This window comes from Psychrobacter sp. ANT206, from assembly GCF_056880555.1.
On record NZ_CP096271.1, the window covers coordinates 1,082,965 to 1,101,781 of the forward strand.

The 18,817-nt window shown below is 44.1% G+C and carries 15 protein-coding genes; 14 read left to right on the top strand and 1 reads right to left on the bottom strand.

What is annotated here, in order from left to right:
* Positions 1-349: 349 nt before the first annotated feature.
* The 14 genes from M0221_RS04640 to M0221_RS04705 all read left to right on the top strand — a co-directional run bounded on the left by M0221_RS04640 (position 350) and on the right by M0221_RS04705 (position 18,105).
* The gene (locus M0221_RS04640; protein WP_483284507.1) at positions 350-1,063 is read left to right on the top strand and encodes a DarT1-associated NADAR antitoxin family protein; all 714 of its coding nucleotides are present in this window, start codon (positions 350-352) and stop codon (positions 1,061-1,063) included.
* Between the two features lie 152 nt (positions 1,064-1,215).
* Positions 1,216-2,193: a LysR substrate-binding domain-containing protein gene (locus tag M0221_RS04645; RefSeq protein ID WP_483284508.1), complete on the top strand. Its 978-nt coding sequence runs from the start codon at positions 1,216-1,218 to the stop codon at positions 2,191-2,193.
* 163 nt (positions 2,194-2,356) lie between these two features.
* Positions 2,357-3,628 (top strand): 2-aminoadipate transaminase, encoded by a 1,272-nt coding sequence (locus M0221_RS04650; protein ID WP_483284509.1) that lies wholly within the window; start codon positions 2,357-2,359, stop codon positions 3,626-3,628.
* A gap of 132 nt (positions 3,629-3,760) precedes the next feature.
* A complete protein-coding gene (gene hglS / locus M0221_RS04655) occupies positions 3,761-5,158 on the top strand; it encodes a 2-oxoadipate dioxygenase/decarboxylase HglS (RefSeq protein WP_483284753.1) in 1,398 nt (465 codons plus the stop codon).
* 255 nt (positions 5,159-5,413) lie between these two features.
* Positions 5,414-6,904: an L-piperidine-6-carboxylate dehydrogenase gene (gene amaB / locus M0221_RS04660; RefSeq protein ID WP_483284510.1), complete on the top strand. Its 1,491-nt coding sequence runs from the start codon at positions 5,414-5,416 to the stop codon at positions 6,902-6,904.
* Positions 6,905-7,328: 424 nt separating this feature from the next.
* Positions 7,329-8,798, top strand: coding sequence for a Na+/H+ antiporter NhaC (gene nhaC / locus M0221_RS04665; RefSeq protein WP_483284511.1), 1,470 nt, complete (start codon positions 7,329-7,331; stop codon positions 8,796-8,798).
* A gap of 17 nt (positions 8,799-8,815) precedes the next feature.
* On the top strand, positions 8,816-10,102 hold the full coding sequence (gene amaA, locus M0221_RS04670) for an L-pipecolate oxidase (RefSeq protein ID WP_011513239.1): 1,287 nt from the start codon (positions 8,816-8,818) through the stop codon (positions 10,100-10,102).
* Positions 10,103-10,220: 118 nt separating this feature from the next.
* A complete protein-coding gene (locus M0221_RS04675; protein WP_483284754.1) occupies positions 10,221-11,660 on the top strand; it encodes an FAD-binding oxidoreductase in 1,440 nt (479 codons plus the stop codon).
* Between the two features lie 58 nt (positions 11,661-11,718).
* Positions 11,719-12,744: an ornithine cyclodeaminase family protein gene (locus tag M0221_RS04680; RefSeq protein WP_483284512.1), complete on the top strand. Its 1,026-nt coding sequence runs from the start codon at positions 11,719-11,721 to the stop codon at positions 12,742-12,744.
* Between the two features lie 4 nt (positions 12,745-12,748).
* Entirely contained in the window at positions 12,749-14,002 is a 1,254-nt protein-coding gene (locus M0221_RS04685; RefSeq protein WP_483284513.1) for an NAD(P)/FAD-dependent oxidoreductase, read from the top strand.
* A gap of 266 nt (positions 14,003-14,268) precedes the next feature.
* A complete protein-coding gene (locus M0221_RS04690; RefSeq protein ID WP_483284514.1) occupies positions 14,269-15,321 on the top strand; it encodes a DUF1852 domain-containing protein in 1,053 nt (350 codons plus the stop codon).
* 54 nt (positions 15,322-15,375) lie between these two features.
* Positions 15,376-16,422, top strand: a complete 1,047-nt coding sequence (locus M0221_RS04695) for a methionine synthase (protein WP_483284515.1) — start codon at positions 15,376-15,378, stop codon at positions 16,420-16,422.
* A 148-nt stretch (positions 16,423-16,570) separates the two neighbouring features.
* On the top strand, positions 16,571-17,074 hold the full coding sequence (locus M0221_RS04700) for a flavin reductase (RefSeq protein WP_483284755.1): 504 nt from the start codon (positions 16,571-16,573) through the stop codon (positions 17,072-17,074).
* Positions 17,075-17,280: 206 nt separating this feature from the next.
* Positions 17,281-18,105, top strand: coding sequence for a sulfite exporter TauE/SafE family protein (locus M0221_RS04705; RefSeq protein ID WP_483284516.1), 825 nt, complete (start codon positions 17,281-17,283; stop codon positions 18,103-18,105).
* Positions 18,106-18,237: 132 nt separating this feature from the next.
* Here the strand turns inward: M0221_RS04705 and M0221_RS04710 are convergent, their stop codons facing one another.
* Positions 18,238-18,651, bottom strand: coding sequence for a PaaI family thioesterase (locus M0221_RS04710; RefSeq protein WP_020443179.1), 414 nt, complete (start codon positions 18,649-18,651; stop codon positions 18,238-18,240).
* Positions 18,652-18,817: the final 166 nt, after the last annotated feature.

The following is an 18,817-nucleotide window of genomic DNA, read 5'->3' on the forward strand; positions in this document are numbered from 1 at the left end:
TATAGTAATCAGATACATTAAGAAATTTCTAATTTTAAAAATTGCTCATTATTAAGTAGTTTTTTCTAATTTTGGAAGGTTTAACTCTCTCAAGAGTCACCACATGAAGTTACGTCTCAACATCCATCTCAAACGATAAAGCTGAAATTCACCAAATTTATCTTTACCGTTTATTCAGCATAGCTCAAGGTTATTGATAACGCTAAAATAGAGCAGGATAAATGACCCATAATAAGATAAACTGCCCCGCGAGCGCTGATTGAATTCGATATATTTCGGACTGGGCAGACGCACTTAATCAGTTATAAAAGAACATTGATAAAAGATTATTGATATAAGGTACATCACGATGGAACAAGCACAAAGCGCGGTAGAAAAAAGACCTGTATTCATGCCTAGAGTGAACAGTGATAATCTGGTAAAAACAGACATGGTTCGGTTTGAGCGCCATGTGGGATTTGCGAGTCGGCAAAAGAAAAAATCTATCAATGATATGCATCAAGTTATTCGCAAAAAATATGGATTTAATTATGTTTTAGAGCTGTCGAGTAAATCGGGTAATAAGCTGAGTTTTCTGCTGAGCCCTTTGAGCCTAAAGCTGACTAATGAGAATGGTGGCGAGCAGTATAGTGTCGAAAACGCCTTTCAAAGCAGTATGGTTTTTGAGGATGGTGGCCCCTATATCGACTTGCTAAGTGCACCGCCCAGACAAGCCAAAAAAGATGAGCGATTAATCACCTCGGGTGAACTCATTGGCTATAATTATTTCGGTATGGAGTGGAGTGTAGAGCCATTAACGACATTTTATGATTGGTTGTATGTGAATGCGCTAAAGCAAAACCCTCAGCTGCATGAAGAGGTGATGCAATATCAAGCCTTTACTGATATGGAGTTTAATCCAAAAAAATCTATCCACTCTGCAGCTTATGCACTAGCGATGTTTGTGGCGCTCCATAAACGAGAGCTACTCGATAATGTTGAAGATCCAGCGGTATTTTTTAACTTATATCATGACTTTAAAGTGAGTAACACCGAAGAGCTTTTGGAAGCGGGCTGGATCTGATAACTAGACCAGCGCTCAATTTAGTATAAGAAATTGGTTAACCAATTCTCTTGCTAGGCTGTAGTGGCATACTAACCTTAGACTGTGCTTAAAAGAAGCGATGTGATACGAAGTACCACATCTATTATCATGGAAGAAAATAAAAACAGACTATGAAAACTGATACCAATCCTTCGCTTGCGTTTAGAAGATACCCTTCGACGACTGCGCTGCAATGCTTCGAGACAGCGGCTCGTCACCTAAGCTTTACTAATGCTGCCTTAGAGCTGCATATGACGCAAAGTGCGATAAGCAAGCAAGTGGCGCAGTTAGAAGAGATGCTGAATATCTCTTTGTTTTATCGTACCTCGCAGCGTATTTCGTTAACGCCTGCCGGCAAATCTTACTATATCGATGTACTAAGTATTCTTAAGCATATCGAGACTGCGACGACCAATTTGATGTCGCATAGCAGTAATTTGGAAGTGCTAAAAATGGTCTCGCATCCCACCTTTTGTGCACGTTGGCTGATTCCTGCGCTTCACGGCTTTAGTCAGGAAAATCCTTTAATTAGGCTGGATATTAAAGAGCAGGTAGGTCCATTTTTCTCCGAAGAGCATGATATCGACATTGCGTTCTTATACGGTGAAGGGACGTGGTCAGGGATGCAAAATGTTAAATTGTTTGATGAGTACTGTGTGGCGGTTTGTGGGCCTGATTATTTGCAGGGTAAAGACTTGCAACCGCAGCAATCGGATAGCTATGTGCTGCTACAGCTGAGCTCACGGCCTAGCGCATGGTACGAGTACTTTAAGCAGCAGCAGATTAGCTTGGATGGTACGTTTGTAGGTCCACGCTTTGATACGTTTCATGCCTGTATTTCGGCAGCTTTAACAGGTTATGGCGTTGCCTTGGTGCCGTTACGTTTGGTGGCTCCTGAGCTACAATCGGGTCAGCTAGTTATGGCTTGGCGTTATGCAGCCAAGGGTAGAGGGGCTTACTATATGTCTTATCCTTTATCGCTTGGCAACTCGCACAAGACCAAAGTGATGCAAGAGTGGATTGCACGCTACTTAGAAACCTCTAGTCAGAGTCAAGTAGAATTAGCCAGTTTGTTGGGTATCACTTGTACGAGTGTCAGCCATGGATAACGACAGTAAGATGATTAACTGCTAAAAGCCAGTGGTGAAAAAAACAATCGCTCCAATCAGCCACGATGACAAAAAGGAATGCCCGCCCAACTATTATTCGTTTGCCCAAACCCTAGGTTTTTGTTGAAATGAGCGTCTAACTCAAGGAAGATGAGAGACGTTCATGGATTCGTTGTATAACGTTACCGATGCATTCACCATGGTGCATCCAGTAACCCTTAGCAAAGGTAAAAATGCGCACGTTTGGGATACGAATGGCAAGCACTATATTGATTTCGTCGGTGGTATCGGCGTATTAAATTTTGGTCATTGCCACCCACATATCGTGGACGCTATCATCGCTCAATCACAAAGCCTCATTCACTACGCCTACAATGCGGCAGGTCACCTGCCTTACCAAAAGCTCATGCCGAGACTTTGCGATTTAGTTCCCATTGCAGGCAAACTTGCGGGCATGCTGACCAACTGCGGCGCCGAAGCGACCGAAAATGCGATCAAAATTGCCCGTATGAAGACCGGTCGTGTTGGTGTGATTGCTTTTGATGGCGGTTTTCATGGCCGTACCCTCGCAGCTGTCAACCTCAATGGTAAAGTGGCCTCATATAAACGTGGTCTTGGCCCTCTTGCCGGCAGTGTCTATCATATTCCATTCCCAAGCCCTGACAATAATATCAGTGACCAGCAAGCCATTGACGCTTTGCTGCGCCTGTTCGAAGTCGAAACCGATATTGCTAATATCGGCGCTATCATCGCAGAACCGGTGCAAGGCGAGGGCGGTTTTCAATTAATGTCGCCAAAATTTGCTCAATACCTACGTAAGTTCTGTGATGATAATGCCATCTTACTCATTATGGATGAGATTCAGTCAGGCTTTGGGCGTACGGGTACACCATTTGCCTTTAGTCATCTAGGTATCGAGCCCGATATGGTATTGCTGGGTAAAAGTATCGCCGGAGGTTTACCATTAGGGGCAGTCATTGGCAAAGCTAGTGTGATGAATGATCTACAAAAGGGCAGCTTGGGCGGTACTTATTCTGGCAACCCAGTGGCATGTGCTGCTGCCAATGCCACGCTGGATATCATGGCAGAAGATGCCGTATGGGACTCAGCAGAACACTATCAGCAAACCATTGAAACCACTATTGAGCAGTGGCAACAAGAGGGTCTAACGCCTTGGTTGTATGGACTAACGGGTATCGGCGCTATGCGTGGCATTGAACTGCGTCATCCATCTCATGGTACGCACCCAAGCGTGATGACTTATATTTTAGCGGAAGCTCGTAAGCAAGGATTGTTATTGATGCCTAGTGGTAAATACCGCCATATTATTCGTTTACTACCGCCATTAACGATTGAGCCTGAAACCCTACAAGAAGGCCTCGATATCTTAAAAGGCATCCTAGCATCCATCCCAAATGAGCTGCCGATTCAATGATTGTTTTTGCTTGTAGCTTCTATTTGGCTACATAAAGCAGCCATCATTTTTAACTATTATTCATTTGTCATCACAAGCAGTTTAAGGAGAATAACCGTGAGTTCAGAGCATCTAAGCTCAAACCAAAAAAATATGAGCAGTGACGATATCCGTCATAAATTTTCGCTCGCTATGTCAAAGATGTATCAAAAAGAAGTGCCGCTATATACTGATCTTATGAATCTGGTCGCTGAAGTTAATAAGGATGTATTGGACAAGCAACCTGAGATTGCTGAGCAGCTTAAGAATACCGATGAAATCGATAGACTCAGCATGGAGCGCCATGGAGCGATTCGATTGGGTACTGCGGCAGAGCTTACGATGATGCGTCGTTTGTTCGCAGTTATGGGCATGCATCCGGTCGGCTACTATGATCTAGCGCCTGCTGGCGTGCCAGTGCATTCTACAGCGTTTCGCGCGATTGATACGGCATCGCTCAATAATAGCCCGTTTCGCGTATTTACCTCATTATTGCGTTTAGATTTGATTGGTGATGCGACGCTCAAGCAACAAGCCCAAGCGGCACTGGATGCACGCTGTATCTTTACCGATGCCGCGATCAAACTGATTGAAATTTATGAAAACGAGGGCGGTCTAACGAATGAGCAGGGTAAGCAATTTGTCCAAGAAGCGCTCGAGACCTTTCGTTGGCATGAGCAGTCGCCTATCTCGAAAGACATATATGAGCAGTTGGCAGCTCAACATCAACTGATTGCCGATGTGGTTGGGTTTAAAGGACCACATATCAATCATTTGACCCCAAGGACGCTAGATATCGATGCCGTCCAACAAGGTATGCAGAGCCGAGGAATTACACCAAAAGCGATCATTGAGGGACCGCCACGCCGTCACTGTCCTATTCTTTTGCGCCAGACCAGCTTTAAGGCATTAGTAGAAGCAGTGAGTTTTAAAGGTGCTGATGGTCAGTATGAATCCGGTCAGCATACTGCCCGCTTTGGTGAGATTGAGCAGCGCGGTGTAGCCCTGACCCCAAAAGGCCGTGCGCTTTACGACCAATTGCTTAACGCCGCCCGTAAAAAGTTGGGTACGACCCCAAATGAAGACAATGCTGAGCAATATTATCGATTATTAAGCGAATCTTTTGCCGCTTTCCCAGACGATTATCAGACACTGCATCATGAGCAGCTCGCTTATTTCCTCTATCAGGTAGCTGACAAGGAGGTTTTTGCAAATCAGTTCGTGGATTCACCGTCAAACGAGCTCTCTGCTGCTAATCTGCAAAGCCTGATTGAGCAAGATATCATTCTTATTGAGCCGATTGTTTATGAAGACTTTTTGCCTGTGAGTGCAGCCGGTATCTTCCAGTCCAATCTTCATAGTGATAGCGAGAACAGCTATGACGGTCAGTCTAATCAACAAGAGTTTGAGCAAGCCTTAGGCATGCGTGTGCAAGATGAATTGGCATTATATGCGCAGCGGCAGAATGAGAGTCTACAGGCATGTTTGGCCTCATTACGACAAGTGGCTTAAAGCAACTTATGGTTAAAAGACAAAACAGTGGCACAGTTAAAAAATTGTTTTAGGCCAGTAAGGATTAATCCGCTTTAATACAATGAGAATTATATCAGTCAATATATTGATTCATTAAGATTTTATCTACTAAGTTTAGAATGCCATTCCAAAAATGAATGACAGCAAGAAATTTATTATTTTGCAACTTGAGCGACGGCAGGGTAGTTTATAGATCTGCACGGACGTAATGAAATACTATACAAAGGAGTCAGTATGATTAAGCAATACATGTCAGCCATGGGCGTCGACGAAAGCCAGTACCAAGCAGGCGATTTCGTAGTCCATAGCCCTATCGATGGTGAAGTCATCGGTAAGGTCGCTTTGCATCAAGTGAGCGATGTCGACACACAAATACAAGATGCTAAAAAAGCCTTCAAAGAATGGCGTACAGTGCCTGCTCCTAAGCGTGGCGAATTGGTCCGTATTTTAGGCGAAGTGCTCCGTGAGCACAAAGAAGATCTAGGCGCGCTAGTTTCTCTAGAAGCCGGTAAAATCAAAGAAGAAGGTCTAGGCGAAGTCCAAGAGATGATCGATATCTGCGACTTTGCAGTAGGTCTATCTCGTCAGCTTTATGGTTTGACTATCGCCTCAGAGCGTCCTGGTCACCACATGCGCGAAACTTGGCAGCCATTAGGTGTCATCGCGGTCATCTCAGCTTTTAACTTTCCCGTTGCTGTTTGGTCATGGAACACGGCCCTAGCCTTGGTCTGTGGTAACCCTGTCATCTGGAAACCTTCAGAAAAAACCCCTTTAACCGCCATTGCTTGCCAAGCGCTATTCGAGAAAGCCCTAGCCAAATTTGGTGATGCGCCTGCTAATCTATCTCAACTTTTATTGGGTGAAGCCGATGTCGGTAATGCGTTGGTTGAGCATAAAGATGTGGCTCTCGTCAGTGCGACGGGCAGCACACGTATGGGCAGAATCGTAGGGCCAAAAGTCGCTGAGCGTTTCGGTAAGTCTTTACTAGAGCTTGGTGGCAACAACGCCATGATTCTAACCCCAAGTGCTGATTTAGACCTAGCCTTACGTGGCATTCTGTTCTCAGCTGTTGGTACGGCAGGTCAGCGCTGTACCTCGCTACGCCGTCTATTTGTTCACGAATCCGTGAAAGACGACATCTTACCACGCGTAAAATCTGCTTATTCAACAGTGAGCATTGGTCATCCATTAGAAGGCAACTTGGTCGGTCCACTTATCGACGAAGATAGCTTCAATAACATGCAAGATTCCTTGACCAAAGCCCGTGCAGCCGGCGGTACAGTCACTGGTGGTGAGCGCGTCTTACAAGATAAGTATCCAAACGCTTACTACGTCACGCCAGCTATTGTTGAGATGGATGCGCAAAATGATGTCGTCCGTCATGAGACCTTTGCGCCTATTTTATATGTCATGACCTATACAGACTTCGACGAAGCTTTAGAGCTACAAAATGACGTGCCACAAGGCTTATCTTCTTGCGTCTTTACCAATGACTTGCGTGAAGCTGAGCTGTTCTTAAGTGCCCGCGGTAGTGACTGTGGTATTGCCAATGTTAATATCGGTACCAGCGGTGCTGAAATTGGTGGCGCATTCGGCGGCGAAAAAGAAACCGGCGGTGGTCGTGAGTCAGGCTCTGATGCGTGGAAAAACTACATGCGTCGTCAGACCAATACGGTCAACTACTCAACTGAGCTACCACTAGCACAAGGTATTAATTTCGGTTAATGCAAGCCATAGTTGCTAATGTAAAAGTGTGTTTTTAGCCAGTTAAGCGCGCGTTATGTGCGCTTAACTGCCCTTAGCATTACTTGTATCCTTTTAAATCCTGCTTTGAATCTATTTTTAAACCGTCAATAAGCCGCAAAAATAGCGGATAGCCGTTTTAATTAAGATTACTGTTTAACGCTTTATTTTTTAAACCCTTTTAATGATTCATGAATATCTTTCAAATATTTATTTTGATTGATGGCAATACTTTATTCTTTAACATGATTATTAAGTTATTGTTTTAATTGATTATTTAATATAAATGCATTTAGAGAAGTGACTTAGGTCACTAGATTGGTTTGCATCTGACCAATGAGCAACATCGTACGATAACTATATACCAATGGATTTGGTTTTAACTACTAGGATAGGTAGATATATTATGATTGCAGATAAACCCCACAAACCGCATGACCCTGATATCGAAGGTTATGATCCTTCTTCTAGCTTCCTGCTAGATATTGCCCCACTGATATTGACTGCCATTATTCTAATGGTGCAATTTTTTGTCTTTAAAGATTTTACTCCGCATATTCCGCTAGCATGTGGCATTTTGATCACCGGTCTGTTCATGAAGTTACGTGGGCGCAGCTGGGACGGTATGGAAGAGCGTTTCTTAAAGGTTGTGAAAATTGGTCTGCCTGCCATGATCATCTTGATGGGTGTAGGGATGCTCATCGGTGCTTGGATTATCGCTGGTACCGTACCCACTATTTTATACTACGGCTTTAGCGTTTTTTCTCCCTCCTCATTCCTAGTCTCTGTTTGTCTTATTTGTGCCATTATTTCAGTAGCAACGGGTACCTCTTGGGGCACGGTTGGCACAGTCGGTTTAGCTATGATGGGTATTGGTTTGGGGTTAGGTATTCCACCGTCACTAACAGGTGGTGCCATCGTCTCTGGTGCTTTTTTTGGCGACAAAATGTCTCCGTTGTCTGACACCACGAACTTAACACCAGCTGCTGCCGGTGTTGACCTCTGGGACCATATCCGTGGCATGTTGCCGACGACTGTACCTGCCATGGTGACTGCTCTGATTCTCTATGCTTGGATTGGTATGAGCTACGGCGCAGACAATGTCGATCTCACCTCAATCAAAGAAATACAAACCTCATTAGCAGCGAACTATAACCTGAGCATTATTACTTTATTACCTGCTGTTGTCGTCGTCATTGCAGCTGTTATGAAAATGCCAGCCATTCCAACGGTATTGTCAGGTGTGGTAGTCGCAGGTATTGTCGCATTCTTTATGCAAGGCGTCGGTGTCCATGACATCTTTAACGTCCTACAAAACGGTTTTAAAAGTGAGACCGGCTTTGCTGTGGTCGATCAACTGTTGTCTAAAGGTGGCGTGATGTCCATGACTTGGGTCGTGACCTTAACTATCTTTGCACTAGCTTTTGTCGGTTCAATTGAGCATTACGGTACATTAAAAGCCATCATGGCCAAAATCAACAACATGGTGAAATCGAGATTTGGTTTAGTGATTACGACTTATGCCAGTACCATCGGTGTTGGTACGCTTATCGGTGATGTCTATACCACGCTAGTCTTACCGGGTCGTCTGCTCAAAGATAAGTATAAAGAGATGGGTTACAAGCGCACGACGCTTACTCGCTCTATCGAAGATACGGGTACGCTGTTATCGCCACTTATTCCTTGGAATATGGGCGGTAGCTTTGTCGCGGCAACCCTAGGTATTGCGACCTTAACTTACGCTCCATTCGCCTTTGCCTGCTGGTTATCACCATTGTTTGGCTTGCTATGGGTCGTCTTAAATAAATTTATTCCTCGTGAAAAACCGACTGTCATCGATAACACAAGCACGCTCTCTACCGTAGAAAACGTATAATTTAGAAGGAACTTGAGATGTTGCAAGAGCAATGTTTGTGGAGCGTCACTGCGCCCAAAACTCACCACTACGATACCCTAACAAGCGAAACGCAAACACGAGTTTGTATCATCGGCGGTGGTTATACTGGACTGTCTGCTGCGATCCATCTGGCGGAGCAAGGAGTGGCGGTGGTGTTACTAGAGAGTAAGATCATCGGTAGCGGCGGCTCAGGACGCAATGTGGGTTTTGTGAATGCCGGTACTTGGGCTCGTCCTGATGACCTCAATAAAATCATGGGAGAAGAGGTTGGTGAACGTTTAGGGACTGCGCTCGGTCAGGCGCCAAGTCTCGTGTTTGACATCATCGATCGCCATCATATTGATGCAAAGGATACGCGTACGGGCAATATCCATATGGCACACAATGCCAAGGGTGAAGCCGATGTGGACATCCGTTATGATCAGTTGATACGTCGCGGTGTTCATGCCGAGGTGTTAACCGGTGCGCGCTGCCATGAATACTGCGGGACAACCAGTATCAATAAGGCTCTGCTCGATCATCGTGCGGGCACTATTAACCCATCCGCATACGTCAATGGCTTAGCGGCAGCCGCGACTAAATTAGGCGTACGTATCTATGAGCACTCGGCAGTAACCTCAGTTGAGAAATCTGATGGTAATTGGTATGTGCGTACGGCTGATGCGGCAGTGAAAGCTGAAAAAGTCATCATCGCGACCAATGCTTATACCGAAGGCGAATGGACAGATATTAAGAAGACGTTCTATTTGGTTGATTATTATCAAATTGCCTCTGAGCCATTGACCGGTGAAGTGGCAGATCGAATATTGCCTTATAAAACAGGCGCTTGGGATACGCGATTGGCATTGTCCAGTATTCGCCGTGATAAAGAGGGTCGTTTACTCCTTGGCACCGTCGGTGGCAAAGCCATGAAGTCCAAAACCTTCTATCAAAACTGGGCGAATGTCGTACAAAAGAGCTATTTCCCAGATCTGCCTAAATTTAAGTGGCAGTATGAGTGGTACGGTCACTTTGGCTTTACGCAAGACCATATCATGCGTATCTTTGAGCCAGAAGACGGTATCCTTGCCGCGACTGCATACAATGGGCGTGGGATTACCACAGGTACTATGATTGGTAAATGCTTTGCCGATTATATTATCTCAGGTGACCGCGATGTCTTGCCATTACCTTTTAAGACCGTTAAAGAAGCTAAGGTGAGCATGTCGGGACTGCGTTCGGGCTATACGGAGCTGGGGCTGACTTTGTATCATATGGGTCAATGTCTCAAAATCATAGCCTAGTTTTTTGACGCAGGGCGTTGTGTTTATTTATTGCCGCCGCTGATCTGGCAGAGAGATTAAGTGAACGGCACACTGCTTTTATTTATTTGGAGTGTATATTGTGACTGATTTTTCAGCACTGCCTACTTTAGAAGCTGGGCATGCTTTAACCACGCTAGCATTGACTCAGCAAGTATTGTCTATACTGCAAGAGCAGCATGGTTATGATGTATCACAGATTAAGACAGATGCTGTGAGCCTAGAACATTGGGGTAAAGACTGGACCAAACACTTTGCGCCAGCACCCTCTGCGATCGTATTTCCGAAATCTACTGAGCAAGTTCAAGCTTTAATAAAATTGGCAAATGAGCACAATATTGTCATCACACCGAGTGGTGGTCGTACTGGGCTATCGGCAGGTGCAGTCGCTAGCAATGGCGAGATAGTTGTCAGCCTAGATAAGATGAATAAAATTGGTCAGTTCTATTCGGCTGATCGTTTGGTAGAGGTGGAGGCCGGTGTGATTACTGAGCAGCTACAGCAGTTTGCCGAAGCGCAGGGTTTGTATTATCCGGTTGATTTTGCCTCAGCAGGCTCAAGTCAGATCGGTGGTAATATTGGTACCAATGCTGGCGGGATTAAAGTCATTCGCTATGGCATGACACGTCAATGGGTAATGGGTCTCACCGTCGTGACGGGCAAAGGTGATATCCTTAAGCTCAACCGCGGCATGGTTAAAAACGCTACTGGCTATGATTTACGCCAATTATTTATTGGCGCTGAAGGCACATTAGGTATCGTCACCGAGGCACAAATGAAGCTTGACCGTCCACCCCAAGATTTGACCGTGATGGTGCTCGGCATGGATGAATTTGACCATGTCATGCGAGTCTTATCAGCTTTTCAGGCACAAATTGATTTGACTGCTTTTGAGTTCTTTGATGGTGTAGCGATTGATAAATTAATGGCGACTGGGTATGTGCAAGAGCCGTTTGACGCTCGAACGAAATACTACGTTTTATTAGAATTCGAAGCGCCGTATGAGCCGATTATGGATAAGGCGATGGCTATCTTTGAAGACTGTATGGATAATGGCTGGGTCGTCGATGGGGTGATGAGTCAAAGTATGGCTCAGGCGATGGACTTGTGGAAGCTTCGCGAGTATATCTCTGAGACGATTTCAGTATTCACGCCGTATAAAAATGACGTATCAGTACTCATCAGCTATGTGCCAAAATTTATCCATGATATAGAAACGATCGTAAACGCCAAATATCCAGATTTTGAGATTTGCTGGTTTGGACATATTGGTGATGGCAACTTGCATCTCAATATTCTCAAGCCTGAGAATTTATCGAAAGATGAATTCTTTGGGCAATGCCAGACGGTAAATGATTCTATCTTTGAGGTAGTGCAGCAGTATGGCGGTTCGATCTCAGCAGAACATGGTGTGGGTATGACTAAAAAGCCTTATCTACGCTACAGCCGTAGCGAAACCGAGATTGATTATCTGCGTGAGATTAAGAAGGTACTCGATCCCAATGGTATTATGAATCGCGGCAAGATTTTTGATCTCTAGTTGAGTGGTATCGTAATCAACTAAGACTTATTTTTAATAAAAACTATAAGGAACCCTCATGCATATTTTAGACAGCAAAACGGTAAAGAGTCAATTGAAAATGACCATGGCTATCGACTCAATCGAGCAGCTGTTGACCCTACAAGCGCAGCATCCAGAGTGGATTAAGTGCCCTGAGCGCTTGGTCATTCCGACTTTCACTGCCAGTGATAAAAACAGTGGCTCACATCTATCGATGCCTTCAGTATTGTTCGATGGTCATGAAGAATTTGCTATCGTTAAACTGGTCACCATTTGTCCAGATAATCCAAAGCGAAATCTACCGACGACTACCGCTGTGGTGAGTGTCTCAAACAATGATACGGGTGAAATCCTTGCCTTCATGGACGGTGTCTACGTTACTCAAGTACGTACGGCAGCGCTATCAGGTATCGCAAGTAAGTATCTAGCAAAGCCAGATAGCCAGCAAGTGGCAGTCATCGGCTGCGGTGGTATGGCGTATGAGCAGCTGAATGCTGTGCTCACTGTGTGTCCAAATATCAAAAAGGTAATGCTATGGAATCGAACTGCTAAGGGTGCAAATACCTTTAAAACACAGTTTTCTGAACAGTATCCAGAATGGTCGGTTACCATCGAAGTCTGTGAAGATATCGCGAGCGCTGTAAAAGATGCCGATGTGATTAACTTGGCGACACGTGCAACCGAAGGCTTGTTTGAGATAAACCAAATTAAAGCCGATGTACATATTAATGCGGTAGGCGCTTATCAACCTGAGATGAAAGAAGTCAGTGATTCCGTCATTGAAGCCTGCTCACACGTTTTCATCGATGATATCGCGGGCGGACGTCATGAAGCGGGCGATTTGATTCAGGCGGATGCTGCTGAGGGTTGCAGTTGGACTTGGGAGGATTTAAGTGGCAATTTAGCGGACTTGGTCACAAAAAATATTGTCATCGACCAAGATAAAAAAGGCATCACCCTGTTCAAATCTGTTGGGGCCGCCAGCTTTGACGCGGCAGTCGCTTTGAAAGTTGCTCAAAAGGCTAAAGACGAAGGTCTGGGTCAGCTTATTACTTGGGGGTAGTGATATGCGCTATGACGTTATTGTGATTGGTGCCGGCATAGTAGGAACCTCTATTGCTTGGCATCTGCAGAAAAACAATGCTCAAGTTCTCTTGCTAGATAAAAAACGACCAGGAGAAGAAACTTCCTATGGTAATGCCGGTATTATTACGAGAGAGGCGGTAAATACAAAACCGTTCCCCAGAAGCCTTAGAGAAATCTCCAGAGTATTGCCCAATAAAAGTGCTGATATTCGATACCGTTGGTCTGCAATATATTGTCTTCAGCGCCCGTTATTACAGTATTGGATGCACTCAAGTCCAAAAAACGTTAAAAAGATCGATGACGAGTGGGCTACGCTCATTCAGCATTGCACAAACGAGCATGAGCCTATGATTAGAGCGTCAGGCGCTGATGAACTGGTCAGTAAAATAGGTTGGATTGAGCTTCATCGTCATTCATATAGCTTTGAAAAATCAATTAATAAAGCGGTAAAAGCGGCGGATAAAGGCGTGGAGTATCAGGTTCTATCGCTAGCAGAGCTCCAAGCGCTAGAGCCAAATGTGAACTTTACAGATTATGTCGGTGGTATACGCTGGAAAAACTCTTGGCAGATAAAAAATCCCGGCAGTCTTGTGAAAGCATATGCTAAAAATTTTGAAGCAATGGCAGGAGAGATAAAACAATCCACCGTAAAAAATATGATACAGACAGAAGAGGGCTGGCAGGTCATTACCGATAGCGAAACCTATTTATGTCAGAATTTGGTCATTGCTGCTGGTCCTTGGTCAGCTGATCTTATTAAACCATTGGGTTATAAAATTCCTCTATTTCCTATGCGTGGTTATCATCAACACTTTAAAAGCACCGACCAAAACGCATTTTCTCACAGCTTATTTGATGTAGATAAAGGGTTTGTGATGGGCACAATGGATCAAGGCGTGAGAATCACGACTGGCGCTGAAATGGCATTGTTAGATGATCCAAAAGACTTTAATCAGTTAGAGACTGTACTGACTTTTGCAAAAAAAGTGTTGCCGCTTGATGCTGCTGTTGAATCTAAAGCATGGTGTGGGACAAGACCCTGCATGCCAGACATGAAGCCAGTTATTGGGCCTGCATCAAAACACGATAATTTATGGTTTGCTTTTGGTCATGCTCATCAAGGTCTGACACTTGGACCGGTGACAGGGCGTCTTATTGAAGAAATGATTCATGGTAAGCCATTATTTATTGATGCTCAGCCGTTTAGTAGTAAACGCTTTGATTACAATCTTTAAAAAACGTAGATCTTAATAAACGTACCTTTTAACCCCGCTAGACCACATCTTTAACGCCCTTTACAAGCTTAATATTTATTAAGTCTGTCGTCAAAATATCCGCTACTCCCTGCTTTTCCTACTATAAAACTAGCAACATGAATTTTATTCATCTTTAATTTAAATAGTATCATTTTTATTCATGATTTGGTTCGGGTATGATTCATCTCATACACAAATTCGGTTTTATCTCAAATAATGAGATTAGATTAAGGTAGCGAATTATCATGAGTAAACAATTTATATATTCCATCTCGAGCATTCGTTTTGATGAAAATTATCAGCCAGCAGACAGCACGCGTCTGACGACTAACTTTGCGAATTTGGCTCGTGGCGAAAGTCGTCAAGAGAACTTACGCAAAACGCTGACTATGATAAATAATCGTTTTAATGATCTAGCACATTGGGATAATCCGACAGCCGACCGTTATTCTGTTGAAGTTGATATCATTTCTGCAGACTTGGATATTGAAGGCAATGGTCATACATTTCCAGTCATCGAGACGCTAAAGACAACAATTATTGATCATAAAGAGAACAAACGTATTGACGGTATGATTGGCAACAGCTTCTCATCTTATGTGCGCGATTATGATTTTAGCATCGTATTGCCAGCACATTTCGATAACCATCCTGCATCGCCACCACCAACCGATTTTGGCGATTTGCACGGTAAATTGTTTCAACATTTATTGAACTCAGAGGCGTACCAAGCCAATTTTAATAAACAACCAGTGATTTGCCTAAGCGTTTCAAGTAGTAAAACCTATCATCGTACGGGTAATCAGCATCCTGTATTAGGGATTGAATATAGACAAGATGGCTGCGCTTTGAACAAAGGATCATTGACCGATGAGTACTTTTCCAAAATGGGCTTAACGGTGCGCTATTTTATGCCTGCCAACAGTGCTGCACCTTTAGCATTTTATTTTTCTGGTGACTTGCTGACGGATTACACCGATCTTGAGCTGATTAGTGCGATCAGTACCATGGAGACCTTCCAAAAGATTTATCGACCTGAAATTTACAATGCCAATTCCACCGCCGCTCAAATATATCAACCCAGTTTGAAGTACCAAGATTATTCACTGACGCAAATTGTGTATGATCGCGCGGAGCGCAGCCAGATGGCAGTGACGCAAGGTAAACTTACGGAAGACGAGTTCATTAATCCTTACCAAGACATTCTTGAAGAATGGGCGGCAAGCTATGATGTTGCAAGCGAGATTGTTCAAAGAGAAGCGGCTCAAAAAGAAATGGCTAAAAAAAAGGCAGCCTAAGCAATCTAACTATAGCCAAAATATAAAATACGAATGAATAAGAAGATGAATCTCATGACAATATTATTACCGACACAAAAATTATTACCAACATCGACAGCGGGCAGTTTACCAAAACCTTCTTGGCTTGCCGAACCTGAGAAAATCTGGTCACCTTGGGCATTAGAAGGGGAGCAATTGTTTGAAGCCAAACAAGATGCGCTACGTTTAACATTACAAGAGCAGCGACATGCAGGAATTGATATTGTCAGTGATGGCGAGCAGACCCGTCAGCATTTTGTGACTACCTTTATTGAACATCTTGATGGCGTCGATTTTGAGAATCGTGAGACTGTTCGCATTCGTGATCGTTATGAGGCAAGTGTACCGTCGGTTGTTGGCGCGGTAAGCCGTCAAAAGCCTGTTTTTGTTGAAGATGCGAAGTTTTTACGGGCGCAAACCGGTCAGCCAATCAAATGGGCGCTGCCTGGTCCGATGACGATGATTGATACCTTATATGATGGTCATTATAAAAGCCGTGAAAAATTGGCGTGGGAATTTGCTAAAATCTTGAATCAAGAAGCCAGAGAATTAGAAGCGGCTGGGGTAGATATCATCCAGTTCGACGAACCTGCTTTTAATGTGTTCTTCGATGACGTCAACGACTGGGGTATTGCTACTTTAGAGCGCGCCATAGAAGGTCTAAAGTGTGAGACGGCGGTGCATATATGCTACGGCTACGGCATCAAAGCCAATACCGATTGGAAGAAGACACTGGGTTCAGAATGGCGTCAGTATGAGCAAGCCTTTCCGAAACTACAGCAATCGAATATCGATATTGTCTCGTTAGAGTGTCAAAACTCACATGTACCGATGGATTTGATAGAACTCATTCGCGGTAAAAAAGTGATGATCGGTGCCATTGATGTGGCAACCAATACCATTGAAACCCCTGAAGAAGTTGCCGATACACTACGCAAAGCCCTGCAATTTGTCGATGCGGACAAGCTCTATCCTTCGACCAACTGCGGCATGGCACCGTTGTCGCGCCAAGTGGCACGCGGTAAGTTGAACGCGTTAAGTGCAGGCGCTGCAATCGTGCGTCAAGAGCTGACAGCTTAGGATTTACCGACTAAACTTATGCAAAATTTAGCTTTTATAGGTTGGGTCTTTAACTCCGCCTATAAAAGCTTGTTTAAACTCATGAGTGACCTCAGTTATCAATGTACTTACCGATTTAACATTTAGGATTGCAGCAATGAGTAAAGATGTGATTGAAGCAACCGACTTTAGAGATGCCATGTCTTTGTTGACGACTGCCGTCAATGTAGTCACCACCAAAGGGCAATCTGGTCTGCATGGGTTTACTGCCTCGGCGGTATGTAGCGTCACCGATACACCGCCAACCTTGCTGGTCTGTATGAATCAAACGTCTCGCTCACATGCCCATTTTCTTGAAAATAAAACCTTAAGTGTCAATGTGTTGGGCGCACAGCATGAGCCTATATCTAATGCCTTTGCTTCTAAATTATGCTCAGAAGAGCGATTTCAACAGGGCTCTTGGACGACATTAGCTACAGGCGCTCCTATTTTAGAAGATGCATTGGTCAGTTTTGACTGTGAGATTGAGGATATTCAGCAAGTTGGTACGCACAGTGTCTTTATGTGCCGAGTTGTCGCCATCAAACAAGGCTATCAACAAAGCAGTGCTGATGAAAGCTTGGTATATTTCAACCGTGCTTACCATCAAGTAGGTCAGGTAGAAATCGCTTAAGCTGACTTTCTGACATTGATTATCTAACTATAGTCAGCTTAATATCAAGAAGATACAGTGAAACTGGAATGAATTTTTTGTAGCCTCTGTCGGCGTAGGCACAGCAAGCCAGAAAAATTCGTACCAGTTTCACCTTGTCAGATAACGTATCCATATTATTCAGCATCGACTATAAAACTATCATTTAACCGAGAAGTAACTATCCTGTGGAACTAATCATTTTTTTAATAATAGGCGCTCTAGCAGGATTTGCTGCGGGGCTTTTTGGTGTGGGCGGCGGCACGATTATCGTACCACTGTTATTTATCGTCTTTACCCAAATGGATTACAGTCCTGACAGTATCATGCATTTGGCGTTAGGTACGTCGCTGGCGACCATCATTGTCACCTCTATCAGCTCGCTCATGGCGCACAATAAAAAGGGCGCCGTCATGTGGCCTGTTTTTAAAAACCTAGCACCCGGCTTAGCGATTGGCTGTTTTTTAGGGGCAGGGATTGCAGGACAGATATCTGGGCTATATCTTCAGCTTATCGTTGGCGTGTTTTTGCTGTGGGTCGCTTATAAGATGTTTTTCGATGGCAAAAAGCAGGTCGTTAGTCATGCTGATGATGTCAATGGCGCTAATACGGAACTGCCTTCAAAACCTAAGCAGCTAGCGGCAGGCGGGGTTATTGGTATTGCTTCTGCCATTTTTGGTATTGGCGGCGGTAGCTTAACGGTGCCTTATTTAACTCGTTACGGTGTGGTCATGCAAAAAGCCGTTGGCACGTCAGCAGCGTGTGGCTTGCCCATTGCCATCGCTGGAGCGTTAGGCTTTATGTTCTTTGGGATGCAGCAACAAGTTGATGTGCCCAATACCATTGGCTTTGTCCACATTTATGCCTTTTTAGGGATTAGTATCATGAGCTTTTTCACTGCGAAGCTAGGTGCAAAAGTCGCCCATATACTATCACCAGAGCTTTTAAAAAAATGCTTTGCGGTATTATTAACCGTGGTTGGGTGCTATTTCCTTTTTAAAGGGCTGGTTTAGGTATTCATAGTCGTTCCTCTAAAAGGCAAAGCTTGCGAACTGAGCTACCCAAAAAGCACATAGTGAAATGCATTATCATGATCTAAATAATTCGAAGCATGACAACCTAGGAAACAATATTGAGACAGTAGCCTAGTCGTGCTTGGGCGGTACAGAATATGTGCCAACAACATGCGCGACCAAGTCGCTAGAGCCTTCTGAGTACAAGGAAACCTCACCTACAATGAGCGTACGCCCTACCTTTAGCAAGGTGCACTCAGCAATGATACGCGCTTCTGCTGATGGTTTACGCAGAAAATTGATGGTAAGGCTTGTTGTTACCGTCAACGCTACAATGCCAATCTTACCAAGTATCGCCACATAGAGTGCAACATCAGCAATGCTCATCAATACAGGGCCAGAGACCGTACCACCAGGACGTAGCTCATCTATACCGATATCATGCGATAAGGTTGAACTATCATCGCCTACTGCTTCAACTTTGCACTTGGTTTGAGGAAATTCTAATGCCATAAAGGCTGCTATTTCTTCTTTGGTCGCTGACATACATACTCCTGTGGTTTAATTATTCTTGTTGTTAACTATCTTTTCTTCGCACTCAAGTTCATTGGTTCGATTAACACAACTAGAATCGATAAAATTGGTATCGATTCTAGTTTCTTACTATAAATGGGTAGTAGATAGATATATTTTTGATACTTACTCAATATTT

Bases quoted from the DNA above. Each gene is read 5' to 3' on its own strand.
- amaB (WP_483284510.1), top strand. From the start codon at position 5,414: ATGATTAAGCAATACATGTCAGCCATGGGCGTCGACGAAAGCCAGTAC.
- nhaC (WP_483284511.1), top strand. From the start codon at position 7,329: ATGATTGCAGATAAACCCCACAAACCGCATGACCCTGATATCGAAGGT.
- M0221_RS04680 (WP_483284512.1), top strand. From the start codon at position 11,719: ATGCATATTTTAGACAGCAAAACGGTAAAGAGTCAATTGAAAATGACC.
- M0221_RS04695 (WP_483284515.1), top strand. From the start codon at position 15,376: ATGACAATATTATTACCGACACAAAAATTATTACCAACATCGACAGCG.
- M0221_RS04650 (WP_483284509.1), top strand. From the start codon at position 2,357: ATGGATTCGTTGTATAACGTTACCGATGCATTCACCATGGTGCATCCA.
- M0221_RS04640 (WP_483284507.1), top strand. From the start codon at position 350: ATGGAACAAGCACAAAGCGCGGTAGAAAAAAGACCTGTATTCATGCCT.
- hglS (WP_483284753.1), top strand. From the start codon at position 3,761: ATGAGCAGTGACGATATCCGTCATAAATTTTCGCTCGCTATGTCAAAG.
- amaA (WP_011513239.1), top strand. From the start codon at position 8,816: ATGTTGCAAGAGCAATGTTTGTGGAGCGTCACTGCGCCCAAAACTCAC.
- M0221_RS04710 (WP_020443179.1), bottom strand. From the start codon at position 18,651: ATGTCAGCGACCAAAGAAGAAATAGCAGCCTTTATGGCATTAGAATTT.
- M0221_RS04685 (WP_483284513.1), top strand. From the start codon at position 12,749: ATGCGCTATGACGTTATTGTGATTGGTGCCGGCATAGTAGGAACCTCT.
- M0221_RS04690 (WP_483284514.1), top strand. From the start codon at position 14,269: ATGAGTAAACAATTTATATATTCCATCTCGAGCATTCGTTTTGATGAA.
- M0221_RS04645 (WP_483284508.1), top strand. From the start codon at position 1,216: ATGAAAACTGATACCAATCCTTCGCTTGCGTTTAGAAGATACCCTTCG.